The sequence below is a fragment of the Nitrospirillum bahiense genome (genome assembly GCF_007828025.1).
Classification (GTDB): Bacteria; Pseudomonadota; Alphaproteobacteria; order Azospirillales; family Azospirillaceae; genus Nitrospirillum; species Nitrospirillum amazonense.
In genome coordinates, this window is the sequence record NZ_VITO01000003.1 from 320,254 (window position 1) to 347,170 (window position 26,917).

Annotated in this window: 17 protein-coding genes; 9 read left to right on the plus strand and 8 right to left on the minus strand. The window is 67.9% G+C overall.

Going from position 1 to position 26,917, the window contains the following annotated elements; genetic code table 11:
* Positions 1–149 precede the first annotated feature (149 nt).
* The 5 genes from FBZ88_RS06570 (at position 150) to iolB (ending at position 6,685) form a co-directional block, all read left to right on the plus strand.
* Positions 150–1,037: a MurR/RpiR family transcriptional regulator gene (locus tag FBZ88_RS06570; protein WP_145615963.1), complete on the plus strand. Its 888-nt coding sequence runs from the start codon at positions 150–152 to the stop codon at positions 1,035–1,037.
* A gap of 97 nt (positions 1,038–1,134) precedes the next feature.
* A complete protein-coding gene (locus FBZ88_RS06575) occupies positions 1,135–3,090 on the plus strand; it encodes a bifunctional 5-dehydro-2-deoxygluconokinase/5-dehydro-2-deoxyphosphogluconate aldolase (protein ID WP_145615964.1) in 1,956 nt (651 codons plus the stop codon).
* On the plus strand, positions 3,087–4,949 hold the full coding sequence (gene iolD / locus FBZ88_RS06580; RefSeq protein WP_211102556.1) for a 3D-(3,5/4)-trihydroxycyclohexane-1,2-dione acylhydrolase (decyclizing): 1,863 nt from the start codon (positions 3,087–3,089) through the stop codon (positions 4,947–4,949). The genes FBZ88_RS06575 and iolD overlap by 4 nt, the downstream gene beginning before the upstream one ends.
* A gap of 15 nt (positions 4,950–4,964) precedes the next feature.
* Positions 4,965–5,879, plus strand: coding sequence for a myo-inosose-2 dehydratase (gene iolE / locus FBZ88_RS06585; protein ID WP_145615965.1), 915 nt, complete (start codon positions 4,965–4,967; stop codon positions 5,877–5,879).
* The gene (iolB, locus tag FBZ88_RS06590) at positions 5,876–6,685 is read left to right on the plus strand and encodes a 5-deoxy-glucuronate isomerase (RefSeq protein WP_145615966.1); all 810 of its coding nucleotides are present in this window, start codon (positions 5,876–5,878) and stop codon (positions 6,683–6,685) included. The genes iolE and iolB overlap by 4 nt, the downstream gene beginning before the upstream one ends.
* 9 nt (positions 6,686–6,694) lie before the next feature.
* On the opposite strand, the gene FBZ88_RS06595 is transcribed toward iolB, so the two are convergent.
* Positions 6,695–8,080 carry an alpha-L-fucosidase gene (locus FBZ88_RS06595; RefSeq protein WP_246138536.1) on the minus strand — a complete coding sequence of 462 codons (1,386 nt, stop codon included), beginning with the start codon at positions 8,078–8,080 and terminating at the stop codon, positions 6,695–6,697.
* Between the two features lie 557 nt (positions 8,081–8,637).
* Here FBZ88_RS06595 and FBZ88_RS06600 point away from each other — a divergent pair.
* The 4 genes from FBZ88_RS06600 (at position 8,638) to FBZ88_RS06615 (ending at position 17,725) form a co-directional block, all read left to right on the plus strand.
* Positions 8,638–11,592: a TonB-dependent receptor gene (locus FBZ88_RS06600; RefSeq protein ID WP_246138537.1), complete on the plus strand. Its 2,955-nt coding sequence runs from the start codon at positions 8,638–8,640 to the stop codon at positions 11,590–11,592.
* Positions 11,593–11,709: 117 nt separating this feature from the next.
* Entirely contained in the window at positions 11,710–13,149 is a 1,440-nt protein-coding gene (locus FBZ88_RS06605) for a glycoside hydrolase family 125 protein (RefSeq protein ID WP_186464239.1), read from the plus strand.
* Positions 13,150–13,174: 25 nt separating this feature from the next.
* Positions 13,175–15,514: a GH92 family glycosyl hydrolase gene (locus FBZ88_RS06610; RefSeq protein ID WP_186464240.1), complete on the plus strand. Its 2,340-nt coding sequence runs from the start codon at positions 13,175–13,177 to the stop codon at positions 15,512–15,514.
* Positions 15,515–15,595: 81 nt separating this feature from the next.
* On the plus strand, positions 15,596–17,725 hold the full coding sequence (locus FBZ88_RS06615) for an alpha-L-fucosidase (protein ID WP_246138538.1): 2,130 nt from the start codon (positions 15,596–15,598) through the stop codon (positions 17,723–17,725).
* Positions 17,726–17,730: 5 nt separating this feature from the next.
* Here the strand turns inward: FBZ88_RS06615 and FBZ88_RS06620 are convergent, their stop codons facing one another.
* The 7 genes from FBZ88_RS06620 to FBZ88_RS06650 all read right to left on the minus strand — a co-directional run bounded on the left by FBZ88_RS06620 (position 17,731) and on the right by FBZ88_RS06650 (position 26,908).
* Positions 17,731–20,046 (minus strand): hypothetical protein, encoded by a 2,316-nt coding sequence (locus FBZ88_RS06620; RefSeq protein WP_145615969.1) that lies wholly within the window; start codon positions 20,044–20,046, stop codon positions 17,731–17,733.
* A gap of 32 nt (positions 20,047–20,078) precedes the next feature.
* Entirely contained in the window at positions 20,079–20,981 is a 903-nt protein-coding gene (locus tag FBZ88_RS06625) for an ROK family protein (RefSeq protein WP_145615970.1), read from the minus strand.
* A gap of 140 nt (positions 20,982–21,121) precedes the next feature.
* Positions 21,122–22,348: an ROK family transcriptional regulator gene (locus tag FBZ88_RS06630; RefSeq protein WP_145615971.1), complete on the minus strand. Its 1,227-nt coding sequence runs from the start codon at positions 22,346–22,348 to the stop codon at positions 21,122–21,124.
* 168 nt (positions 22,349–22,516) lie between these two features.
* Positions 22,517–23,689, minus strand: a complete 1,173-nt coding sequence (gene nagA, locus FBZ88_RS06635; protein WP_145615972.1) for an N-acetylglucosamine-6-phosphate deacetylase — start codon at positions 23,687–23,689, stop codon at positions 22,517–22,519.
* A 1-nt stretch (position 23,690) separates the two neighbouring features.
* Complete coding sequence (locus FBZ88_RS06640; RefSeq protein WP_145615973.1) at positions 23,691–24,731, minus strand: SIS domain-containing protein; 1,041 nt, start codon at positions 24,729–24,731, stop codon at positions 23,691–23,693.
* Complete coding sequence (locus FBZ88_RS06645) at positions 24,728–25,627, minus strand: glucosamine kinase nucleotide-binding domain-containing protein (protein WP_145615974.1); 900 nt, start codon at positions 25,625–25,627, stop codon at positions 24,728–24,730. The genes FBZ88_RS06640 and FBZ88_RS06645 overlap by 4 nt, the downstream gene beginning before the upstream one ends.
* Before the next feature lie 27 nt (positions 25,628–25,654).
* Positions 25,655–26,908, minus strand: coding sequence for a sugar MFS transporter (locus tag FBZ88_RS06650; protein ID WP_246138539.1), 1,254 nt, complete (start codon positions 26,906–26,908; stop codon positions 25,655–25,657).
* Positions 26,909–26,917 lie beyond the last annotated feature (9 nt).

Consider the following 26,917-nt stretch of genomic DNA (forward strand, 5'->3'; position numbering starts at 1 on the left):
GGTTTCAGCGCCAGCGGGGCGGTCATCATCACATTATGGAATGAAAATATCACACCATGGGGTATGATGGAATATCCATAACGCCGGGTGGCGTTGCCTTCACCCGGTGAGCGTCTATTCTTGGGGCCACATAGGATTTTGGAGGGGCGATGACGGGGAGTGCCACCGTGCCGCGCACGGCCGAGGAACTGCGGGCCGCCATATTGGAACGCTACGACACCTTCAGCAAGCGGCTGCAGCAGATCGCGCGCTTTGTCCTGGATCATCCGGACGACCTGGCGCTGGAAACCCTCGCCGTGGTGGCGGAACGCTCGGGCGTCCAGCCTTCGGCCATCGTCCGCTTCGCCAAGGCGCTGGGCTATTCCGGCGCCATGCCCATGCAGCGCCTGCTGCGCGACGGCCTGCTGGCCAACCACACCGCCCTAGGCTATGGCGAGCGCGTGCGCCAGTTCAACGCCGCCCTGGATCACCAGGCGGGAGGCGGCGACGGCGGCGACCTGCTGGCGGAATTCGTGGAACGCGACACGCTGGCGCTGGAAAACCTGGGTCAGACCATGACCAAGGCCGACCTCACACGCGCCGTGAAGCTGATCGATCAGGCGCAAACCCTGTATATCATGGGTTTCCGGCGCGCGTTCCCGGTGGCGTCCTATTTGGCATATTCATTCCAACAGGTGGGCAAGCGCACCATCTTCGTCGATGGCGTGGGCGGCCTGACCAGCCAGCAGATGGGCGCGGTTGGGGAATCCGACCTGCTGATCGCCGTCAGCTACCACCCCTATGCCGAGGAAACGGTGCATGCCGTCGAGGCGGCGGCCGGCGCCGGCGCCAAGGTCCTGACCATTACCGACAGCCTGGTGAGCCCCATGGCCAAGATGGCGGTCCATGTCCTGCAGGTGCGCGAGTCCGAGGTGCGCGGCTTCCGCTCGCTGGCGGCCTCGCTGTGCCTGGCGCAAACCCTGGTGATCAGCCTGGCGTTCGAGCGCGAACGGGCGAGCGCCAGGGGCGTATCGCGGCCCCGCCGCCGGAAAGCCTGACCGGTTTGGCGATACGTTATTTACAAAAACATTGAACGTGGAATATACGTTCCATTCTATCGGGCGCTGATCCGGCGCCCCCAAGGCTGGAACCGGCATGGCGTCTTCTGCGCAATCCCCCGTCCAAACCCATCCCAAGTCGCTGGATCTGATCGCCATCGGCCGATCCAGCGTCGATCTCTACGGCCAGCAGATCGGCGGCCGGCTGGAGGACATGGCGTCCTTCGCCAAGTACCTGGGCGGCAGTCCCACCAACACCGCGGCCGGCGGCGCCCGCCTGGGCCTGCGCACCGGCCTTATCACCCGGGTGGGGGCGGACCATATGGGCCGCTTCATCCGGGAAGAGCTGGAGCGGGAAGGGGTCGATGTCACCGGCGTCATCTCCGACCCCGACCGGCTGACCGCCTTGGTGGTCCTGGGCATCCGCGACCGCGAAAATTTCCCCCTGATCTTCTACCGCGAGAACTGCGCCGACATGGCGCTGGACATTGGGGATCTGGACCGCGACTGGCTGCGCCACACCGGCGCGGTGCTGATCAACGGCACCCACCTATCCCAGCCCCAGGCCTTCGCCGCCAGCGTGGCGGCGGCACGGCTGGTGAAGGAAAACGGCGGCCGGGTGGTTTTCGACATCGACTACCGCCCGGTGCTTTGGGGCCTGGCCGGCCGCGACCGGGGCGAGGATCGCTTCGTCGCGCATGAGGGCGTCACCACCCGCCTGCGCGAAGTGCTGCCGCTGTGCGACCTGATCGTCGGCACGGAGGAGGAAATCCACATCCTGGGCGGCGTGACCGACACGCTGGCGGCGCTGGGCGCCATCCGCGCGCAGACCGGCGCCGTCATCGTCTGCAAGCAGGGGGCGGGTGGCTGCACCGCCTTCCCCGGTGCCATTCCGGCCACCCTGGCAGAGGGCGTCGTGGTGGCCGGCTTCCCGGTCGAGGTGTTCAACGTCCTTGGCGCCGGCGACGCCTTCATGGCGGGCTTCCTGCGCGGCTGGCTGCGGGATGAGCCGCTGGAGCGCTGCTGCGCCTGGGGCAACGCCTGCGGCGCCATCGTCGTGTCGCGCCACGGCTGCGCCCCCGCCATGCCCACCTGGCCGGAACTGGAATGGTTCCTGGCCCAGTCCAGCCTGCCCCACCGCCTGCGCGACAGCGCCGAGCTGGAACACATCCACTGGGCCACCACCCGGCGGCGGCACTATGATGAGCTGACGGTGCTGGCCGTGGACCACCGCAGCCAGTTCGAGGATCTGGTGGCGGAGCTGGGCGCCGATCCGGCCCGCATCCCGCTGTTCAAGGCCCTGGCCCTGCGCGCGGTGGAGACCGTGGCCGGCGGCGACGACCGCTTCGGCCTGCTGCTGGATGGCCGCTATGGCTTCGCGGCCCTGGCCAGTTCCGCCGACGACCCCTATTGGATCGGCCGCCCCATCGAGGAGCCCAAGTCCCGCCCCCTGGTGTTCGAAAGCTCCGCCGACGTGGCGACGGAGCTGGCGGAATGGCCCCTGCACCATGTGGTCAAGTGCCTGGTCTTCTATCACCCGGACGACGCCGCCGACCTGCGCGACCGGCAAGAGCGGCAGTTGCTGCGCCTGTTCGACGCCTGCCGCAAGACACGGCATGAACTGCTCGTCGAGATGATCGTGCCGGCCGGCCTGCCCGTCGACGCCATGACGGTGGCCCGCGGCATCCGCCGCCTGTACGCCTTGGGCATCAAGCCCGACTGGTGGAAGCTGGAGCCGGTGACCGACCCCGAAGCCTGGCGCAATATTGAAATGGCGGTGCTGGAAAACGACGCCTATTGCCGGGGCGTGGTGCTGCTGGGCCTCTCGGCACCGGAGGAGGAACTGCTGGCCTCCTTCCGGGCGGCAGCCCCCTCGGGCATCGTCAAGGGCTTCGCCGTCGGGCGGACCATCTTCTATGATGTCGCGCGCGGCTGGCTTGCCAACCGGCTGGACGATGAACAGGTGGTGGCCATGATGGCGGGCAAGCTGAAGACCCTGGTGGACGCCTGGCGGCAGGCCCGCGCGGCCGTGACTGAAGGGCAAAAGGCGTGAGCGGCAGGGTGCTGCGCCTGACGGCGGCCCAGGCGACTGTGCGCTATCTGGCGGCGCAACGGGTCGAGGGCGCGGACGGGCAGGCGGTGCCCTACTTCGCCGGCTGCTGGGCCATCTTCGGCCATGGCAACGTGGCCGGGTTAGGGGAAGCGCTGCAGGCCAGCCAGGACGCCCTGCCCACCTATCGTGCCCATAACGAGCAGGCCATGGCCCACGCCGCCATCGCCTTCGCCAAGCAGGCACGCCGCCGGCGGGCCATGGTCTGCACCACCTCCATCGGGCCGGGCGCCACCAATATGGTGACGGCGGCCGCCCTGGCCCATGTCAACCGCTTGCCCGTGCTGTTCCTGCCGGGCGACGTCTATGCCAGCCGCCGGCCGGATCCGGTACTGCAGCAGATCGAGGATTTCGGCGACGGCACCGTGTCGGCCAACGACTGCTTCCGGCCGGTCTCACGCTATTTCGACCGGCTGACGCGGCCCGAGCAGATCCTGGACGCCCTGCCCAAGGCCATGGCGGTCCTGACCGATCCCGCTGCCTGCGGCCCCGTCACCCTGGCCTTCTGCCAGGATGTGCAGGCCGAGGCTTGGGATTATCCCGAGGATTTCTTCGCCCCCCGCCTGTGGCGCATCCGCCGCCCGCCGGCTGACCCCTATGACCTGGCCGACCTGGTGGTGCGCATCCGGAGTGCGCGGCGGCCGTTGATCATTGCCGGCGGCGGCGTGCTGTACGCCGGGGCGGAAGCTCAGCTGGCCGACCTGGCGGCGGCCACCGGCGTTCCGGTGGCGGAGACGCAGGCGGGCAAGGGGGCGCTGCCCTGGGACCACCCGTCCAACCTGGGCGCCGTGGGCGTCACCGGCACCGGCGTGGCCAACGCGGCGGCGGCCGAGGCGGACATGGTCATCGGCATTGGCACCCGCTTGCAGGATTTCACCACCGGTTCCCGCGCCCTGTTCCGGGGGGCGGCGCGCACGTTGGTGCAGGTCAACGTTTCGGCCCACGACGCGGCCAAGCAGGGTGCCGTGGGTGTGGTGGGCGATGCCGCCGCCGTGCTGGCGGCCCTGGCGCCGCTGCTGGCCGGTTGGCGCGTGCCGGCGGACTGGACGCGGGCCCTGGCGGCCCCGGCGCTGGCCTGGGATCAGGCGTGGGAGGCGGCGATGGCCGCCCCGGGGGGCCCAGGGGGTGATAACGTCCTGCCCACGGACGCCCAAGTGCTGGGCGCCCTATGGCGTCAGGCTGCCGAGGATGCGGTGGTCGTCTGCGCCGCCGGCGGTTTGCCGGGGGAGTTGCACAAGCTGTGGCGGGTGCGGCGGCCCGGCGGCTACCACGTGGAATACGGCTATTCCTGCATGGGCTATGAGATTGCCGGCGGCCTGGGCGTGAAGATGGCGGAGCCGGAGCGCGACGTTCACGTCGTGGTGGGCGACGGCAGCTATCTCATGATGAATTCCGAAATCGCCACCGCGGTCATGCTGGGCCTGAAGCTGACCATCACCGTGCTGGATAACCGCGGCTACGGTTGCATCAACCGCCTGCAGCGCGCCACCGGCGGCGCGCCTTTCAACAATTTGCTGGCCGATACGCGCCACGCGGCCCTGCCGGCCATCGACTTTGCCGCCCATGCCGCCAGCCTGGGCGCCACGGCGCGCAAGGTCGCGAACATCGCCGGGCTGGAGGCCGCCCTGGCCGAGGCGCGATCGGGCACGGGCGTGCACGTCATCGTCATCGACACCGACCCGGCCGCGTCCACCGCCGCCGGCGGCGCCTGGTGGGACGTGGCCGTGCCTGAGGTGTCCGACCGGGCGGCCGTCCGCCAGGCCCGCGCGGCGTATGACGAGAAGACAAAAGACCAACGTTAGGGAGATCAGCCCCCCATGTCCATTAGCTCCGGGTCCATCCGTTTCGGCGTCAGTCCTATCGCCTGGATCAACGACGACATGCCCGAACTGGGCGGGACTACGCCGGTGGAAACGGTGCTGGCCGACGCCCGCGCCATCGGGTTCAGCGGCATAGAGCTGGGCGGCAAGTTCCCCCGTGATCCGCAGGCGCTGAAGCCCCTGTTGGCCGCTCATGGCCTGGACCTGGTGGGCGGTTGGTACAGCGGCAACCTGCTGGTCCAGGACGCGGCGGCTGAGATCGCCGCCCTGCAAGGGCACCTGGCCCTGCTGAAGGCCATGGGTAGCACCGTCTTCGTCCATGCCGAGACCAGTAACGCCATCCATGGCGACCGCGCCCGCCCGCTGGCGCAGACGCCCCGGCTGGACGCCGCCGAGTGGGCCGTCTTCGGCCGCCGGCTGACCGAGGTCGCCGATTATATCGCGGGGCAGGGGTTGCGCTTCGCCTATCACCATCACCTGGGCACAGTGGTGGAACGGCCGGATGATCTGGCCCAGTTCCTGGCCTATACCGGTCCGTCGGTGGGCCTGACGGTGGACACCGGCCACGCCGCCCTGGGCGGCATCGACGCGGTGGAGGTCATCCGCGCCCACCCGGCCCGCGTGGCCCATGTCCATTGCAAGGATGTGCGGCAGCCCGTGTTCCAGGCCCTGATGGACCGCGGCGGCAGCTTCCTGGACGGCGTGCTGGACGGCATGTTCACCGTCCCCGGCGACGGCCGCCTGGACTATGCCGCCGTCATGCGCGCCCTGGCCGACATCGGCTACAGCGGTTGGGTCATCATCGAGGCGGAACAGGATCCCGCCAAGGCCGACCCGCGCCAGTACGGCGAGATGGGCCTGCGCCACCTGCAGCAGGCGGCGGCGGGCGCCGGCCTGACGGTGGCGTCATGAGCGCGTCGCCCCTGCTGGTGCGTTCCCAGGCGCCCGGGGCAGACGGCCGCGTATTGGAGGTGACGCCGGAAAGTGCTGGCTGGACCCACGTCGGTTTCCGCCTGCACCAGCTGGCGCCAGGCCAGACCCTTGACGGGGTGGAGCCGGGGCGCGAGGCCTGCCTGGTGGTGCTGTCGGGCACGGCGCGGGTGACGGCAGGAGACCAGGACCTGGGCCCCGTCGGTGGCCGCGCTAGCGTTTTCGAGGACAAGGCGCCCGGCGCGGTCTACGTGCCGGCGGGCCGGCCCTATAGTGTGGTGGCGACGGATGCCGTCGAGCTGGCGGTCTGCACCGCGCCGGGTCAGGCCAGCGCCCAGGCCCGCGTCATCGCGGCGGCTGAGATGCCGCGCGAGGTGCGGGGCCAGGGCACGAACACCCGCCATGTCCGCAACATCCTGCCGGAAGGCAAGCCGGCTGACAGCCTGCTCGTGGTTGAGGTCATCACCCCCGGCGGCCACTGGTCCAGCTATCCGCCGCACAAGCACGACACGGCCGAGGCCGGGCGGGAGACAGCGCTGGAGGAAACCTACTACCATCGCCTGAACCCGCCGCAAGGCTTCGCATTCCAGCGCGTCTACACCGACGACCGCAGCCTGGATGAGACCATTTGCGTGCAGGACGGCGACGTGGTCATGGTCCCCCGGGGCTATCATCCGGTGGGCGCACCGCACGGCTATGACCTCTATTACCTGAACGTGATGGCGGGGCCGGAGCGGCGCTGGATATTCCGCAACGACCCCGCGCACGACTGGATCATGCGCCGCTGACGGGCCCGGTCAGGGGCCGAGATCCAGGCGGATCACCCGGTCCCAACAGTCCATGGCCTCGCCCGCCGGCGCCGGCAGGGTCAGTTCCAGTCCATCCGGCCGGGGCTGCACCGGCACGGCGCTGCCGTCGCGCAGCAGGGTCGCCTTGCGCACGGCCTGGGTCAGCGGCAGGAACAGGGGGCCGTCCTTCCAGTCCAGGACATGAACGTAGACGCGCCCCGGCGCCTGGGTGGTGACGCCCCAGGGGCGCGGCGCCACGGGACCGCCCCGGGTCTGGTAGACGCTTTCGCCATAGCGCTTCAGCCATTGCCCCATTTCTTTCAACGTCTGCACGTTTTCCGGCTGCAGCTCGCCATTGGGCATGGGGCCGGTGTTCATCAGGAAGTTGGCGTTACGGCCGGCGGCGGCCACCAGGCTGCGGATCAGCGTCCCCGTCGACTTGTACTGGTCGTCGATCATGTTGAACCCCCAGGAGCCGTTCATGGTCTCCGCCATTTCCAGGGGCAGGGCGCTGACGCCGGCCTTGTTGAAGCCCATGCTGTTCTCGCCTGGCAGGTCGCGCTCGAACATCTGGAAATCCTCCCCGGGGAAGGGCGTCTGGTGGTGGTTGTTGCCGATCAGGGCGGCCGGCTGCAGGCTGTGGATCAGGCGGTAGGTCTCATCCAGGCGCCAGCGGTCGCGCATGGCCGTATCCTTCTGGTCCCACCAGCCGTCGAACCAGATGCCGCCGATGGGCCCGTAATGGGTCAGCAGCTCGCGCAGCTGCGCCTGTTCGAAATCGATGTAGCGGTCCCAGTCGCCGCCGGCGGGCCGTTCCGAGGCATGGCCCGTCGTGCCCTGGGGAAAATAGTCGGGGTGGTGCCAGTCCAGCTGCGAGTAATAGAAGAACAGCTTCAGCCCGGCCTTGCGGCAGGCGGCGGCCAGCTCGGCCAGCGGATCGCGATGGAAGGGCGTGGCGTCGACGACGTTGTAGGGGCTGGCCTTGCTGGCGAACATGGCGAAGCCCTCATGGTGCTTCGACGTGATGACGACATAGCGGGCGCCCGCCGCCTTGAAGGTCTGCGCCCAGGCGTCAGCGTCGAAGGCCGTGGGGTTGAAGAACCGGGCCAGGCGTTCGTAATGGCGGGCGGGGATCTGGTTCTCATCCATGATCCATTCGGCGATACCCATCTTGCCGGCGCCGCCCAGTTCGCTATACAGGCCCCAGTGCAGGAAGATGCCGAACCGGGCATCCTGGAACCACTGGCGCGCGGCCAGGTTCTCCGCCGTCGGCGCATAGGTCTGGGCCACGGCCGGCGGAGCGGTGTCCGCCCTGGCTTGCGTGCCGAGCGCCATGAAAGTGGCGAGGGCGGTCCCGGCCAGAACGGTGGCGAGGCGGCGGCGGATGACGGCCATGGCGTCGGCTTTCCCTGTCGTGTGGCGGTGCCCGTTTCGATAAATATATTCCTAAAAACTGCCTTGTGGAAATTATTTTCCATTTGTTCGCTGCGATGACTACCCTCGCGAGTCGGTGACAGGGTGGGGCGTCTGCGCCGTCTGAAACCGTGTTGCGCATCCCAAGGGTTCGTCTGGTCCGAGGCTTTGCATCGGCAGGTGGCGGTGTGTCCGCGCAAGACTAGGGAAAGCGCCCTTTTCCGCGCCCCTGTGAAACATCACCTTACGGCATGGTCACTCTATTGACCGATACGGCCGTATGGCTTGATCCGGCAATGCAAGCGATTCCAATATCTTCGCCGACGGCCCTTTCCATCTTCGTGAGCCCCGGTTTCATAGGGGGAGCGGAATGGAATGAAATTTTTAGATCAAAAATAAAGAAAATAGAAAAAATGAATTGACTTGGCTGCCGGCCAGGCGTTCCTGTGTAGGTAGAACGGCGCGCTGAACCACTCCTTCCCCGGGGATCGATGCCCGGTGAAACCGGCCGCCGCTCCACTAAAATCGGGGAGCAAGACATGGGCCTGGGCAAATTCAGGGCTGGCCTTCTGGCGGGATCGACGGTGATGGCGTTCTCGCTGCCGGCCATGGCAGGTAGCATCACTGGCACGATCGTGGACCCGGGCACGGGCAAGCCGTTGGCCGCCACGACCATCACCATTCCCGGTACCGGCTATTCCACCGCCTCGGGCGAGGACGGGACCTTCACCCTGGCCAATATTCCCGAGGGCAGCTACACGGTCACGGCCTCGCGGGCCGGCCTGCACACCAACTCGACCCGCGTGACCGTGCCCAGGGATGGTGCTGTAACGGTCAGCTTCGAGGCCTACACCGCCGCGCTGGAAGAGATCATCGTCGCCGCCAACCGCTACCAGGCCTCCAGCCTGCAGATGAACGCCAGCAACACCGTCGACGTCATGTCGGCGGCGGACCTGGAGCACACGGCGGTGCACAACGTGGCCGAGGCGCTGGGCCTGCTGCCCGGCGTGAACGTCATGAACACCGGCCAGTCCTTCGTGGGCGGCATCGACGGCGCCTCGCGCGGTGAGGGCATGTTCACCTCCATCCGCGGCCTCAACGGCGAATACAACGTCAACCTGATCAACGGCGTCAACGTCGCCCAGGGCATGCCCTACAGCCGCGAGGTGCAGCTGAGCCTGCTGCCGCCGTCCGGCCTGAACACCATCGTCGTCAACAAGACGTCCAAGGCCGACATGGACGGCGACGCCATCGGCGGCACCGTCGATTTCCGCACGCCCACGGCCTTCGACTACAACCAGCCGCTGATGTTCAGCTTCACGGCCAGCGGCCGGCTGGAGACGCGGGCGGAGGACTACAACAAGAGCAGCCTGGGCTACGGCCTGGCAGGTGAGGCAGCGGGCAAGTTCGGCCGCGACAACCAGTTCGGCGTTTATGTCAGCGCCTATTACGACATCCGCCACTACGCCAACAGCGAAATGGGCGCGGTGATGGAGTCCACCTGCTGCGACAACGCCTGGGCCTTCGCCGTGGCCAATGCCGACGGCAGCAACCCCAGCAACCTGGACCCGTCCAAGAATCTGGAGACCACCGGTTTCAATGCCGGCGTCTCCTCCGGCTATACCGAGCGCTATGGCGGCAACGTTTCGCTGGACTGGCGGCCGGACGACACCACCAGCGCCTTCTTCCGCCTGGGCTATGCCGTGGCGCAGACGGAACAGAACAGCACGCTGAGCCAGCTGGTCGGCATGAACGTGACCTATGACCAGATCGGCAGCACGGGCCTGTACCACCCCAACATCCAGTACCTGTCCACGCGCCTGTGGTACGAGACCAACCCGGAATATTCCGATCTGGCGACCGCCCAGCTGGGTGGGGAGAAGAAGTGGGGCAACTGGACCTTCAGCCCCAGCGTGTTCCTGAGCTGGGGTGACAACGACCGCCCCAACCACATCGAAATCTCGACCCGGTCCACCCAGAACGACGGCAACGGCTTCGCTTACGGCAACAACGTCCTGGCGACATATGTGAACGACCTGCCCTATCCGCTGGTCGGCTCGCAGATCATCTCGCAGTTGGGCAATGTCGCCAGCCTGCCGGCCCGCGACCGGGGTGAGCTGACGGAGCAGTACAGCGGCCAAGTGCGGGGCGGCGCCAAGCTGGACACCCGCTACGACGTGGACGCCGGCCCGCTGGAATACATCAAGTTCGGCGTGAAGTATCAGGACAGCGAGCGCCAGGTGACCAACCGCGACTGGTACAACGGCAACTTCACCGACGGCCGCACCTTCGGCTCACTGGGCATCATCAACGGCAACTATTCCGCAGTCTATCCCGGCGTCTACAACTGGCCGGTGCCGGTCATCGACCAAGCCGCGCTGTTCCGCCTGTACAACACCTATTCCAGCCCCGGCAACCTGGACAGCTGCAGCAGCCTGTACGTCAACAACTGGAACTGCAACACGCAGAAGGGCACCGAGGCGGTCACGGCGGCCTATGTGATGGCCAACCTGAAGTTCAACGACCTGGAGGTCATCCCGGGCTTCCGGTTCGAACACACGGCCATCCACAACACCTTCTGGGTCACGCCGCACGATGCCGACGGCAATGAGCTGGCGGGCCACTGGGGCTATAACGGCACCCATTACAACGAGCCGCTGCCCAGCATCTTCGCCAACTACCGCCCCGACGACAATTCGGTCTACCGCGCGGCCATCTGGACCAGCTACACCCGTCCCCCCTTCGTGCAGCTGGGTGGCGGGTCGCAGACCAGCATTTCCAACGGCGTCACCACCATCACCGAGGGCAACCCCAACCTGAAGGCCATCACCGCCGTCAATTACGACGTCTCCGGCCAGTGGGACAGCGGCCATGGCGGCACCCTGGTGGTGGCGGGCTACGCCAAACAGTTGTCCAACTACATCTACGACAACGGCAGTACCTATTCGAACCCGGCCGTCACCAACAGCAACTCCGTGATCTTCCATCATCCCACCAACGGTGGGGATGGCCAGGTCTATGGCGTCGAACTTTCCGCGCGGCAGAAGTTCCAGGACATGCCGGCGCCGTTCGACGGTTTCGGCATCGGTGCCAACCTCACGCGGCAGTGGACCTCCGTCGATACCAAGGCCGCAGGGCTGGATCCGAACGAGCGCATCCAGAACGCCCCGGAATGGATGGCCAATATCGAGGCCTTCTATGAAAAGGACGGCTTCACCCTGGACCTGATCTACCACTACACCGGCGCTTATGTGGCCCAGTACGACTACCTGGGCCTGGGCAGCAGCTGGGATGACCTGTGGGTGCGTTCGTCCCAGCGGGTGGACCTGCATGCCGGCTACGACTTCGGCTATGGCGTGCGGGCCGACCTGTCGGTGGCCAACCTGTTCGACGATGTCTCCTACTGGTCGCACATCGGCAAGCAAAGCCTGGCCATCTCCGACGTGGTGGAGACGGGCCGGACCATCCTGGTCAGCATGAAGTACAGCTACTGATCCTGCGCTGAGACGAAAGGTCCTGGTGGCGGTCACCAGGGCCTTTCCCTATTCTGCAGGGGATGAGGCCGGCGGAACCGGCCCATTCCCATTACGGGGCCCGGACATGGGATGTGCATGCCTAACCGCCGAGATGTGCTGACTATGGCTGTGGCCGGCGTGGGTATGGGCCTCACCGGCCCGCTTCGTGCCGCTGGCGCGCCCCCTCTGGCTTCCCGGCGCCCCGCACCCGCCGCCCGGGGCTGCATGAGCCCGGCGGTGGAGGCGGTGATACGGGATGCCCGTGCCGCCATCGCCGACCCGGAACTCTACTGGCTGTTTCAGAACTGCTATCCCAACACCCTGGACACCACGGTATCCTTAGGATCCCTGGATGGCGGGCCCGACGCCTTCGTCATCACCGGCGACATTCCTTGCCTGTGGCTGCGCGACAGTTCCGCCCAGGTGTGGCCCTACCTGCCGCTGGCGCGGCGGGACGCGGCCCTGCGCCACCTCTACCAAGGACTGATCCGCCGCCAGACGCGCTGCATCCTGATCGACCCCTACGCCAACGCCTTCAGCCGCGACACCGACGCCGCCACGCCCTTGAGCTGGGCCAAGGAGGACATGACGGAGATGAAGCCTGGGGTGGCCGAGCGGAAGTGGGAGGTGGACAGCCTGTGCCACGTCATCCGCCTGTCCCACGGCTATTGGCGGGCGACGGGCGACACCGTCCCCTTCGACGCCGCCTGGCGCCAGGCCATGGCCCAGGTGGTGCGCACCTTCCGTGAGCAGCAGCGGCTGGATGGCCCCGGCCCTTATCGCTTCCAGCGCGCCAGTGAGACGCCCAGCGACACGCTGCCCTTGGACGGCTACGGCGCGCCCACGGCCAAGGTCGGACTGATCCACTCCATGTTCCGCCCGTCGGACGACGCCTGCGTCCTCCCCTTCCTCATCCCCGCCAACCTGTTCGCGGTCGTCAGCCTGCGCCAGCTGGCCGACATGACGCAGGCCATCCATGGCGATGCCGATCTCGCCACGGACTGCGGTGCCTTGGCGGACACTGTCGTGGCCGCGCTGGCGCGGCACGGCCGCATGGCGGATGGGGAGGGGCAAGAGGTCTGGGCCTATGAGGTCGACGGTTTCGGCAACGCCCTGTTCCTGGACGACGCCAACGTGCCCAGCCTGCTCAGCCTGCCCTATCTCGGCTGCTGCGACGCCCGGGATCCGCTGTACCGCCGTACCCGGCAACGGGTGTTGAGCGGCCGCAACCCCTATTTCTTCCGGGGCCGCGCGGCGGAGGGTGTCGGCGGGCCGCATGTGGGCCTGGGTATGATCTGGCCCATGTCCCTGATCGTGCGGGCCCTGACCAGCGACGACGACGCGGAAATCCGCCAGTGTCTGGTGTGGCTGAAGGGCACGCATGCCGGTACCGGCTTCATGCACGAGGCCTTCGGCCAGGACGATCCCGGCCATTTCACCCGACCCTGGTTCGCCTGGGCCAACAGCCTGTTCGGCGAACTGATCCTGGACCTGATGGCGCGCAAGCCGGCGCTGCTGCGCCAGCCTTTGACCTGAGCCGATGATGACGGAGGGCCTTTCCATGATGACACGGCGTGACCTGCTGGGCGGTGTGGCCGCCACGGCCCTGGTGCCGCTGGCGGGCGGTGTCGGCACCGCGTTCGCCGGCACGGGGTCCAAAGCAGGCGGGGGCTTTTGCCGCCATGTCGATCCCTTCATCGGCACCGGCGGCCATGGCCACACCTACCCCGGCGCCACCGTGCCCTTCGGCATGGTGCAGCTGAGCCCCGACACCAACACCGCCGGCTGGGACGCCTGCTCCGGCTATCACATCCAGGATCGCAGCCTTCTGGGCTTTTCCCACACCCATCTCAGCGGCACCGGCGTGGGCGACATGCTGGACGTGCTGGTGGTGCCCCGGGTTGGGCCTGTGCGCCTGGACCCCGGCACGCCGGAAAGCCCGGATGAAGGGTACCGCGCCCGTTTCGACCATGCGGACGAACAGGCGACGCCCGGCTTTTACCGCGTGCGGCTGAAGGACAGCGGCATTGAAGCGGAGTTGACGGCCACAAAGCGGGCGGGCCTGCACCGGTATCGCTTCCCCGACGCGGCCGGTGCGCACCTGCTGATCGACTTCGCCCACGGCTTCCAGGACCCTGCCGGCTCCGTCACCCGCATCACTGGCGCCTCGCTGCGCCTGGTGGGCAAGGACACGCTGGTGGGCGGGCGCCATGTCCATCAATGGGGGCAGGGGCGGGTCATCTACTTCGCGATGAAGCTGTCACGCCCCTTCGCTGGCGCGCGGTTCTACAGCAACGATCACGCCATGCCGGAGGGCGCGCAGGGTGTCGAAGGGGCGGCGCTGAAATGCGTGCTGGACCTGTCCGACGCCCACAGCAGCCCGCTGCTGGTCAAGGTGGGCCTGTCGGCCGTGGACATCGACGGCGCCCTGCGCAACCTCGACACGGAAATCCCCGGCTGGGATTTCGACGGCGTGCGCGCAGCGGCGGCCGCGGCGTGGGAGGCGGAGCTGGGCCGACTGGCCATCACCAAGGGTGGTGATGCCGCCGACATCAAGATCTTCTACACCGCCCTCTACCATGCCCTGTTGGCGCCCACCCTGTTCAGCGACGTGGACGGCCGCTACCGCGCCATGGACAGCACGGTGCGCCAGTTGCCGGCAGGGGCCAACAACTACTCCACATATTCGCTGTGGGACACCTATCGCGCCCTGCATCCGCTGTTCACTCTGGCCCAACCGCCTAGCCGAGTGGGCGACATCGTCGGTGGGCTGGTGCGCATGGCGGAGGAAAGCCCCGCCGGCCCGCCCGTATGGCCCCTACAGGGCACTGAAACGGGCTGTATGATCGGCTGGCACTCGGCGGTGGTGGTGGCCGAGGCGGCGGCCAAGAACATACCCGGCGTCGACTACAAGGCGGCCTGGCCCATTTTCCGCAAGCAGGCCTTCCAGGGCCAGACCAGCGGCCTGCCGGAATACCGACGCCTGGGTTACATCCCCAGCGATACGGTGGAAGAGGCGGTCAGCAAGACGCTGGAATACGCTTATGACGACTGGGCCATCGCCCGCCTGGGCGATGCCGTGGGGGCGGCGGACGACGCCAAGGCCTTGCGCCAGCGCTCCCTGAATTACCGCAAGCTGTTCGACCGCGACATGACCTTCATGCGCCCACGCTTCACCGACGGCAGCTGGGCCCAGCCCTTCGACCCGCGCGGCATGGGGCATAGCCGCAAGTGGCGCGACTTCACGGAAAGCAACGCCTGGCAGGCCACCTTCCTGAACCAGCATGACATCTACGGCTATATGGAGATGTTCGGCGGCCCGGCGGCGTTCGAGAACAAGCTGGATGAGCTGTTCACCACCAGTTCCGACCTGCCGGACGATGCGCCCCCGGATATCGCCGGCCTGGTGGGCCAGTACGCCCACGGCAACGAGCCCAGCCACCACATCGCCTACCTCTACGCCTACACCGGTGCACATCATAAGACCCAGGCGCGTGTGCGCAGCCTGCTGAAGACCATGTACCGGGCGGATCCCGACGGCCTGGCCGGCAATGAGGACTGCGGGCAGATGAGCGCCTGGTACCTGATGAGCGCGCTGGGCCTGTACGCCGTCGATCCCGTCACCCCGATTTACGTCTTCGGCTCCCCCCTGTTCGACCGGGTGGACGTGACGGTGGGCGAGGGGCGGACCCTGACCATCGAGGCCGCCGGCAACGCCCCGGACAGCCCCTACATCCAATCTGTCACCTGGCAGGGCAAATCTTACACCCGCACCTGGATCCGTCATGCCGACCTGGTGCAGGGTGGCCGCCTGGTCTTCACCATGGGACCCAAACCCAACCCCCGCTTCGGTGCCGCGGCGGAGGATCGGCCGTCCTCCTTCACCGCGACGCGGGTTTAGGCCTTTAAACGCGCCCGCAGGCATGGCATCATTAATTTAATTCAGTTTCATTAATGATAAGCCGTGCCGGGGAGCCAGCCGATGTCCCGCCCGTTTCTGCCGTCGCGCCGTGCCGTCCTGGCGACCGGTGCCGCCTCCAGCGCGCTGTCCCTGGTGGGCGCCTCGGCAGGGCAGGTGCCGGCGCCGCAGCCCTGGGGGGCGGTACCGACGGCACGGCAGCTGGCCTGGCATGAAATGGCGGCCTACGCCTTCGTCCATTTCAGCATCAACACCTTCACCGACCGGGAATGGGGTTATGGCGATGAATCGCCGGCCTTGTTCAGCCCCACGGACTTCAGCGCCGACCAGATCGCCGGGACCGCCAAGGCGGCGGGTCTGACGGGCCTGATCCTGACCGCCAAGCACCACGACGGCTTCTGCCTCTGGCCCACGCGGTATACCGAGCACTGCATCCGCAACAGCCCCTACAAGAACGGGCAGGGCGACATCGTGGGGGAGATGGCGGCCGCCTGCCGCCGGGCCGGCCTGCGGTTCGGCCTTTACCTTTCCCCCTGGGATCGCAACCATGCGGAGTATGGCCGGCCCGCCTACATCACCTATTACCGCAATCAGCTGCGTGAGCTGCTGACGGGCTACGGCCCCCTGTTCGAGATGTGGTTCGACGGTGCCAACGGGGGCGACGGCTTTTACGGCGGGGCGCGGGAAAAGCGCTCCATCGACGCCGAAAGCTATTACGACTGGACCAACACCTGGGCCTTGGTGCGGCAATACCAGCCGGACGCCGTCATCTGGGGTAATTGGGGCCGTGACGTTCATGGGCCCTGGGGCGCCGATGCGCGCTGGGTGGGCAATGAGGAAGGGTATGCCGGCGACCCTTGCCGCGCGACGGTGGGCGATACCCCCTACACCCAGGAGATTGGGGAGCATGGCGTGCGCGGCGGGGCGCACTGGCGCCCGGCGGAGGTGGACGTTTCCTTGCGGCCAGGCTGGTTCTGGCACGCGCGCGAGGATGCCGATGTGAAGTCGGTGGGGCGCCTGACGCGGATCTATTTCGAGTCCGTCGGCCGGGGCGCCAACCTGATCCTGAACCTGCCCCCTGACCGGAGCGGCCGCATCCCGGACCATGACGCGGCCGTGCTGAAGGGCTGGGGTGACGTGCTGCGCGCCACCTTCGGCACCGACCTGGCCCAGGGGGCTATGGTCCAAGCCAGCGCTGCGCGTGGGCCGGGCTTTGACCCTGGCAACGTCCTAGACGGGCGGGCGGACAGTTATTGGGCGCCGCCCGATGCCGCCCGCGCAGCCGACCTTACATTGGAATGGTCCCAGGCGCGCACCTTCAACGTCGTGCGCCTGCGCGAATATCTGCCGTTGGGCCAGCGGATCGGCGCCTTCACGCTGGAGGTTTGGGACGAGGGGCAGGGCAACTGGGCGGAACTCGCCCGCCACACCGCCATCGGCAGTCAGCGCCTGGTGCGCCTGCCCGCCCCGGTCAGCACCACTCGGCTGCGCCTGCGCATCCTGGACGCGGACGCTTGCCCGGCCCTCCGCGAGGTGGCGCTGTTCCGTCTGCCCGACCTGGTGGAGGAGCCGGGCATCCGCCGCGACCGCCACGGCCTAATCGCGCTATCCAGCGACATTCCGGGCGCCATCCTGCACTACACCACCGATGGCGAGGTTCCGACCCTGCGCTCTCCCCTTTACCAGGACCCCTTCCCCTTACCGGAGGGCGGTATCGTCCAGGCCATCTGCCACCTGCCGCGGACCGGTGCCAGCAGCGGCGTCGCCATGCGCCGGTTCGACGTGTCCAAGGTGGACTGGCGGGTGGTGTCGGCCACGGCACCGGGGGCCGAGGCGATCATCGATGAGGACCCCGGCAGCCTGTGGGTCACCGGGGGGCGGGACTTGCCCCATGAGGTTGTGGTGGATTTGGCGGCCATGCGCCCGCTGAAGGGCATCACCCTGCTGCCGGCGGGCCAGCGTCCCCCAGGGGTGGGCGCGCCGGGCGACTACCGAATCGAGGTCAGCGCCGATGGCAAAACCTGGGGGCCGGTGGTGGCGGGGGAGTTCGCCAACATTGCCGCCAACACGGGTGAGCAGCGCGTGATGTTCCCCGAGGTGCGCACCGGCCGTTTCCTGCGGTTGGAAATCACCCGAGCTGCTGGGGGCGAGGGCCAGGTGGCCTTCGCCGAGTTGGGTGTCGTGACCCGCTGATGGACTCAAGGCCGGGGGATCAGCCAGGCCTCGGCCACCTGGTGCCCCCGCCCGCCGCCGCCCAGGCCTGGGGGGCGCGTCCATTCCAGATCCAGCCGGCCGCCGCGGGTGGCCCGTTGGGGAATGTCGAAATCCAGGGTCGCCGGGTTCGCCGGCCGCGGCAGGGCCGCATGGATCTCAATGCCGCCGTTGGCCATCAGACGCATGGGCAGGGCGTAATCCTCGCCCGCGTAGGTGACGCGCAGGGTGTAATGGCGCTTGGGGTCCAGATGCCGGTATCGCAGGTGGATGGGGCGCTCATACAGCGTCTCGGCATAGGTGATCCAGGACCGGCGCCAGCCGTCATCCGGCGTCCGGTCGGCGATGCCGTCGATGGCGCTGTCGTACAGTTCCGGATCCTGGCTATAGGCCTTGCCCCGCACCAGGTGCGGCTCATGCGCCGGATCCCCCAGGTCATCGTACAGGCTGCCGGGTACCGGCTGCCGCCAGGTGACGATCTCGGCCAGGCGCGCCTGGCGCGCCGTCTCATCCGGCAGTTGGGCGATGTCCGCGAAGCGCCGTATCAACCAGACACGGTCGTTCAGGCCGGTGTCCACCCGGTCCAGGTTGGCGCCCCGCTCGACGCCCGAGGCGCCGTAGAGAGTGACGCTTAGTTGCAGTCCCACATGCGCATAAAGGCGGCCGGCCAGGTCGAACAGCTGGTCGCGCAGGCGGCCGGTTTCGCCATCGTCGGGCTGGGCGAGGGCGGCGGTCGCCGCCGCCATGGCGTCGCGGCTGTCCCGGGCGGATACCTGGGCCAGGGCATCCAGGGCCTGGGCCTCGCGCCGTGCCTCCGCTCCGGCCCGCGCCTGGGCGTAGGCATCGTAGATGGCACGATAGAGCAGGGACTCGAAGCGCCAATTGTCCTTCAGTCCCGGACGTTCCTTCAGGCCCTGGAAGGCCTGCAGCGTGGCGGCGATACCGCTGTTGTCCTTGATGGGGCCTGTCCAGTTGCGCTCCAGCGCCGGGATCAGGGCGGCCAGTTGCTCCCCCTCCGCTCCGCCCAGGAAATAGCGGGCGTAGTCGCGCAGCGTTTCTTCCGGTGGGGTGGCGGCGTTCCAGCCCAGGCGCGTCCATAGCACCTTGTTGACATCGTCATTCACCCCTTCCGAATAGGTCACGAACCCGGCCGTCAGGCTGGCGAAGTGGCGGAAGATGAGTGTTTCGTCCCGGGGGCGGGGGTTGATGGGCTCCCGCCCCTCCAGCAGGGCGAAGGCGGGATCCCAGTGCGGCACGGGGAACTGGGCGTGCAGGGTGTGGCCGATGTCGGGATAGAACTGGATGGGATAGGCCCGGGGAATGCGGGCGCGCTGCCGGGGCAGCGGATCGCGCGACTGCGGGCCGAAGAACACGCCGGTCAGCCAGGCTGGGCGTCGGGCCAGCAGGCGATAGAAGGCTTCATAGTGCGCCTGATCGAATCCTTGGCCCGATACCCACAGCTGGGCCCCGGGGTGATACCGCCGGAGGATGCGCGCCTGCCGCTCCAGCAGAGGGAACAGCAGGTCCGGCGGCGTGTGGCCCGGATCGCCGCCCGGGACGTAGACGGCGTGCAGGTGGGGGAAGCGCCGCACCAGATCCTCGAACGCCGCCAGTTCCGCGGCCACCGTGGCCGGATCGGCATAGTCCTGGCGCATTTCCGGGTAAAACAGGTCGCAATCCAGGCCGTATTTGTCCAGCAGGCGGGCGATGCCCAGGGTGGTCTCCAGGGCCGGCGCCGGAAACAGTGGGCTGCTGGGTTCGTCGTCCGACGCCGGGGCGATCAACTGCACAGCGTTGGCGCCGAACACCGCCAGGTCGCGGATCTGCTGCTCGAATTGCGGGAGCGTCCAGGCGTCATAGGTGTTGTTCTTGTAGCGATAGCCGATCTGGTGGCCGCGCACCGGCTGGTCCGGGCTGGTGGACAGGTTCAGTGGTTGGTCCAGGACGATGTGGCCCGGGGTCATTGACAGGGTGCGCAGCAGGTGCCCGATGCCGAACAGCACGCCCCGGCTGTCGTTGCCCTCGATCGTCAGCACGGTCCGCTGTCCCTGCAGTCGTGTCGTGAGGCGATAGCCTTCCGGTCTGCCAATCGCATGCGTGATGACGATGCGGGCCGGCGCGTCGGGCGCCACCGCCACCTGGGACCAGGCAACGCCAGTGCGCTTGCGGACCTCATCCACCAGCATGTCGACGGCGGCGGCCTCCGGCCCCTTGACCCCGGGGGCCATGACCACGGCCGCCGACAAGTCCAGGGGGGATGCGGCCTGCGCGGTGAGAGACACGGTGGCGGCCATGGCGGTCATGACCAGCGCAGCCCAGTGCCGAGGGGGCAGCATTACAGCGCGCGTTCCCACAGTCGGGCGGCGCCGCGCACGCCGGAGGAGTCACCCCACCGGGCCGGGACCAGTTTCGCTTCCCAGACATCGGTGAAGAGATAGGGGCGGATGGCGCCGGCCAGCCGGTCATAGATTTCGGTGACGTTGGACAGGCCGCCGCCGAAGACGAAGACGTCCGGATCGACGATGTTGCTGACCACGGCCAGGCCGCGACCTAGCCGGTCGATGAAGCGATCAAAGGCGGCGACGGCCTCCGGCTCGTTGCGGCGCATGCTCTGGATGATGGTCTCCGCATCCATCTTGCGGCCGGTGACCGCCCGGAACTCCCGGCTCAAACCAGTGCCAGACACCCAGGTTTCCAGGCAGCCCTTGTTGCCGCACCAGCAGTCGGGCGCCGGCACCTCATCCGCCTTGGGCCAAGGCAAGGAGATATGGCCCAATTCCCCGGCCAGTCCGTTGGCGCCCTCGATCAGGCGGCCATCGATCACGAGGCCGCTGCCGCAGCCGGTGCCGAGGATGACGGCGAAGGCGATGCGCGCGCCGGCGGCGGCGCCGTCCACGGCCTCGGACAGGGCCAGGCAGTTGGCGTCATTGGCCACCCTGACCTCACGGCCCAGGGCGGCGGCGACGTCGCTGTGAAAGACGCGGCCGTTCAGCCAAACCGAATTGGCGTTGCGCATGAGGCCGGTCTGGGGGGAAATCGAGCCTGGGACGCCGATCCCCACGGTGCCCTGCGTGCCCGCTTCCGCCTCCACCCTTTGGATCAGGCGGCAGATGGTGGCGATGGCGGCGTCATAGCTGCCCGGATTGGGTTCGCGCAGCCGCGATAGGAAGCGGCCGTTGAGATCCAGGGCGGCGGCCTCGATCTTCGTGCCGCCGAAATCGACCCCGATTTGAATCATGCGTAAGCCCTCTCGCAGGCCGTCTGGTAACGGATGGGGGAATGGTGCGATGTCCGGGCCCCCTCCCTTGCTCGAGGCCTTCGGATGTCTCCCTAACCAAACCATATCATTAAAAAGGCAAAATGAAATAATTAATACAATCAGTCGGCCGCCGTTTTCATGAGAGTGGTCCGGGAGGGCAGCAGACGGTCATTGAAGGGCAACAAGGCCGCTCCCACCGCCGGCGCGTCGACGGCCGTGGCCGCGCGGCGGACGGGAACGATGACGGGGATGGCGCCCGAGTGCGCCCACAGGCGGTCGTTGATCATCTGCGCCAGGCGGTCGATCAGCGGGGCCGGCAAGCGGCCGCCGAAGAACACCGCCTCTGGGTTCACCAGGCAACTGACCGCCACAATGGGCGTGGTCAGCAACTCGGCGGCCAGGTCCAGCCAATCGTTCAGCAGCTGCTGGCCCACGGTGTCGAGATCCAGCAGCTGTTCCGGCCGCGTGACGGCGCGGCCCCGGGCGGCCATATAGGCGCACAGGGCCGAGAGTGACACCGCCTCCTCCAACGTCCGCGCCGGCGTGCGGGGGGAGGTGATGGGCAGGAATCCCAATTCGCCGCTACGGCCCTGGGCGCCCCGAAAATATTGGCCGTCGATGACGATTCCGCCGCCCAGGCCCTGGTTGATCAGCACGTAGAAAAAACTCGGGTCGCGCAGGCCGTAGCCGAACTGCAGTTCCCCCAGTGCCGCCGCCGCCGCGTCGTTTTCCACGAACACCGGCAGCGGCAGGGTGGCGGTGAACAGGTTGGGGATGTCAGTTGTGCTCCACGCCTCGAAGCTCTTGGGCCGGTTGGGCAGGTTCACCCGGCCCAGGTCATCGGGTAGTGCCACGCCAACGCCGATGAGGCGGTTGCGGGGGAAGCCCTGGCTTTCCACCAATTCCTCTACCTGCGACTTGAAAAAGGCGGCGACGGCGTCGGGCAGGGGGAAGTCCACCTCCAGCACGGCGCGGTGCCGCACCTGGCCCAGCAGGTCCAGGACCACCAGGGTCACATGGTCACGGTCGACATTGACCCCAATGGCGAAACAACCGTCCGGATTGATGGCCAGGCGCATGGCGGGCTGCCCCCGTGTGCCCTGCAATCGGCCGACTTCTAGAATGAGACTTTCGTTCAGCAGGCGTCGGGTGATATTGGCGATGGCCGGTGGCGTGAGGCCGGTGATTCGCCCCAAGTCTGCCCGGGTCAGGGGACCGCTGACGCGAATGGCTTGTAGCATGACCCGCTGGTTATGGTCGCCGGCGCGCTCCAGATTCGTGCCGGAAAGGCTGGCCCCCAGCGTGGGATGAAGCTCGGTCTGATGGGGGAGGAGGGGCGGCTGCATGCGGCCGGGTTCCCTTATTCAAATTAATTTCTTTATTCCACCCGATGATGAGACACCGCTGTCAGGGACACAATGACGCAATTACGGTCGGGCGAAGAAAGTTCATTGCACATTTGTACAGTAGGATAGCATATAAAATATAATGTCCCTGTCCGGATTCCCGATCGCTCAGGCGGGAGCATTCGCGCCGTCCCGCTGGCCGGCGACCCAGGTGCCCAGGACCCGCTGCTGCGCGTCCAGCAGCACCAGGTCGGCTTGGAAACCGGCGGCCAGTTGCCCTAGACGCCCGTCCATGCCCAGGAAGCGCGCGGGGTAAAGCGACGCCATGCGCAGCGCCTCTTCCAGTTCCACGCCCAGCAGGCGCATGGCGTTGCGCACCGCCTGCGCCATGTCGATATCGGCGCCGGCCAGCACCCCGTCATCGGTCACCAGCCGCCCATCGCGCCGGTGGATGCGCTCCCCATACAGCGTGAAGGTGGTTGCGTCTGTGCCGGTGGGCGGCATGGCGTCCGTGACCAGCATCATCTTGCCCCGGGGCTTGGCGGCCAGGGCAAGCGCCAGCAGGTCGGGATGCACGTGCACGCCGTCGACGATCAGGCCGCACCAGGCGTCCTTGGCGGTCATGGCCGCCAGGGCGATGCCTGGTGTCCGGTTGCTGATGGGCGGCATGGCGTTGAACAGGTGGGTGAAACCGCGCAGGCCGGCGCGCAAGGCCGCTTGCGTGCGTTCATGGCTGGCGGCGGAATGCCCCCCGGCCAGCACGATCCCGGCGCGCACCAGCCGCGCGATGTCGCCATCGTCCACCTGTTCCGGCGCCAGGGTCAGCAGCACCCGGCCCAGGTCGCCGAAGTGGCGGGGCAGGGCGGACAGCCGGTCCAGGTCGACGCCGTTGGGCCGGCGGATGTGGGCCGCCTTGTGCACGCCCCGGCGTTCCGGGTTCAGGAACGGACCTTCCAGGTGGACGCCGATGATGCCGCCGCCGGGTACGGCAGCTGCCTCGGCAGCCGCTTCCGCCGCGGCCATCATGGTGTTCAGGTCGTCGGTGATGACGGTGGGCAGCAGCGCCGTGGTGCCGAACCGCCGGTGGGCGGCGGCGATGGCCAGCGCGCCGGCGGCGGTGGGCGTGTCGTTGAACAGCACGCCGCCGCCGCCGTTGACCTGGGTATCGATGAAGCCCGGGGCGAGCAGGCTGCCCTCGGGCAGGGGCACCCGGGCCGCGCCCGCAACACTGGCGACGGCCGGCACGATGTCCAGGATTTCGGTCCCCGCCAGCAGCAGCGCGTGGTCGTCCAGCAGCACGTCGCCGGTGAACAGCCGGGCCCCCGTCAGAAGATGGCGCATGTCAGACCGTCTCCGTCACCTTGGCCAGGTTGGGGGGAACGTCGGGGTTCAGGCCCCGGTCGGTGGCGATGCGGTGGATGCCCATGTAAAAGCTTTGCACCGCCGTCAGCGGGGCCAGTTCCGCCGGCACGCCGGCCACCGCGGGCAGCGCCACCACGCCCGGAATGTCGCCCGCCGTGGACAGCACGGTGGCGCCCAGGCCGACCATGCGGCGGATGGCATCGCTGGTGGGGGCCAGGGTCGCGTCATCCTGCGTCAGCGCCAGGACGGGGAAGTCCGGACCCACCAGGGCCAGGGGCCCATGGATGACCTCGGCCGCGCTGAAGGCGTCGGCATGCAGGCGGCTGGTCTCCTTGCACTTCAGGGCCATTTCCTGGGCGGCGGCGGCGCCCAGCCCGCGGCCGATGATGTAGAGCCCCCGTACGGCCGCCAGGTGCGATAGGCCGGGATACCAATCCAGCGCCATGGCCTTTTCCAGCCAGCCGGGGGCGTCCGCGACCGTGGCCAGCAGGGCCGGGTCCGCCTTCCAATACGCCACCATCTGCAGGAAGGCGAACAGCGAGGTCAGATAGGACTTGGTCGCCGCGACGCTCTTTTCCGGGCCGGCGCACAGCGGGATGGCCACGTCCACCATCTGGAACAGGGGCGAGGTCTCGTCATTCACGAAGGCCACGGTCAAGGCGCCGCCGGCCTTGGCTGTCTCCGTCAGGCGCAAAAGGTCGGGGCTGCGTCCCGATTGCGACACCGCGATGTAAAGGCTGTTCTGCAGGTGCAGGGGCGTCTGGTACAGCGACACCACGGACGGACCGATGGAGGCCACGGGCAGGCCCAGCTGCGTTTCAATCAGGTACTTGCCGTAGGTCGCGGCGTGGTCGCTGCTGCCCCGGGCACCGGTCACGACGAAGCGTGGCGCCAGGCGGCGCAGGCGCTCGCCCAGATCCTGGAACAGGGGGGCGCAACGGTCGATTTGCCGGCGCAGGGCGTCCGGGGTTTCAGCGGCCTCGCTGGCCATAAGGGGGGCCATCAGGGTGTCAAGGGTCATGGCAGGGCGCTCTTGGCGATGGGGGAGGGGATGTTCAGGCGGGCCATCAGCAAGGCCCCTTCCAGGGCATCGCCCTCGGGGGCGGCCAACAGGGACCGTGCCCAGGGGCTGAGCCACGGGGTCAGCGGGGCGGACAGCCCGCCCATCAGGCACAGGTGCGGAGCGCCCAGGGCGTGCAGGTGACGGATATAGGTCTCCAGCTCCTTGGCGGCCTTGGCGATGATGGTGCAGGCGACCACGTCGCCCTTGGCGGCGTGGGCCAAGACATCCGGGACCAGGCGGCCATAGTCGGCGGGGCCGGCATCGTTCACCCAGGCGACGATGGCGGCGGGCGAGCCACCCAGCCGCTGGCGGATTTGCCGGGTCAGGCCGGTTTCCGGGGCCAGGTTGTCATGGGCGCGCAGGGCGACGCGGATGGCTTCGCGGCCTATGCTGGCGCCACTGCCTTCATCGGAGACCTCGAAACCCCAGCCGCCGACGGCGTGGCCTTGGCCGTTGATCAAGGCATAGCCGGCGCTGCCGGTGCCGGCGATCAGGATGGCGCCGTCCCGGCCGGAGAAGGCGCCCAGGCAGGCGGCGTGGGCGTCCGTCTCGGCGGAAACGCTGGCGAATCTGGGGGCCGCGGCGCGGGTGCGCACGCTGTCGGCCGCCGTGACGATGCCGGCCAGACCCAGGCCGACGTGCAGCCGGGGAAAGACGGCGGCGTCCAGGCCAGCCTGTGCCAGAGCCGCCTGGACGGCCTCCATGATGCTGGCCCAAGCCCGGTCAAGGCCGAGACGGATGTTGGCGGGGCCGCCCAGGCCTTCACCCAGCAGCGTGCCGTCGGCGGCGCGCAGGCGGGCACGGCATTTGGTGCCGCCGCCATCGACGCCTAAATAATAGCGATCGGATATCATGAGCTTTTTCAGAAGAAGCGATAAGGATCAGGCGAGGGAGGGAACCGCGGTGGCGGCCTTGCGGCCGACGCGATGGCCGTAGAGGGCGAAGAACAGGATGTAGAGATAGGCCGGCGCCATCAGGGCCAGGAACACGGCCTGGAAAGGGAAGTGCTGCTTCAGCTGCACGAACAGCTGGGGCAGGACGGCGCCGCCGGCGATGCCCATGACCATGAAGGCGGAGCCGATCTCCGTGTGCCGGCCCAGGCCGCGGATGCCCAGGGGGAAGATGGCGGGCCACATCATGGCGTTGGCGAAGCCCAGCGCCGCCACACAGGCGACGGAGGCGTAGCCATGGGTGACATAGGCCGCGACGGTCAGCACCACGCCCAGGGCCGCGGACAGGGCCAGATATCGTTCCTGCGACAGTACGCGGGGAATCAGCACCAGGCCGCCCAGATAGCCCGCCAGCATGGCCGCCAGGGTGAAGGAGGTGAAGAACTTGGTCTCATCCAGCGGCAGGTCGAATCCATGGCCGTAGGTGCCAATGGCGTCGCCGGCCATGACCTCCACCCCCACATAAAGGAACAGGCACAGCACACCCAGCCATAGATGGGGAATGCGGCTCAAGGGCGGGGTATCGCCGTCCCGCGGCCCGCCGCCGGCATTGGAGTCGGCTGAGATTTCCGGCAGGGGGGAGCGGACCACCCAGATGGCCAGCAGGGCCAGCAGCGCCGCCATGGCGAGGTAGGGCAGGTGAATCTTGGCGGCGAAGGCGGACAGCAGTGCCTCCCGTGCCTCCGGCGTGGGGGCGGTCTTGACCTGCTGGTCCAGGGTGTCGATGCCGCTCAGCACCAGCGCGCCGATGACCACCGGCGCCAGCATGCCCGCCACCTTGTTGCAGATGCCCATGACGGCGATGCGCTGGGCGGCGCTGTCGATGGGGCCCAGGATGCTGATGTAGGGATTGGCCGCCGTCTGCAGCAGCGACAGGCCGGCGCCGATGACGAACAGGCCGGCCAGCGCGCCGGGATAGACCCGAATCGTGGCGCATTCGCCGAAAAGTGCTGCGCCGATGGCCATGACGAACAGCCCGGCCCCCATCCCCTTCTTCATGCCCGTCCGCCGGAGCACCCAGGAGGAGGGCAGGGAAAGGAACAGGTAGGACAAGTAGAAGACCATGGGGATCAGGAAGGCGTTCACGTCGTCCAGCGTGAACGCCAGTTTCACGAACGTGATCAGCGGCCCGTTCAGCCAGGTGACGAAGCCGAAGATGAAGAACAGAACCCCGATGACGACCATGGATGCGCG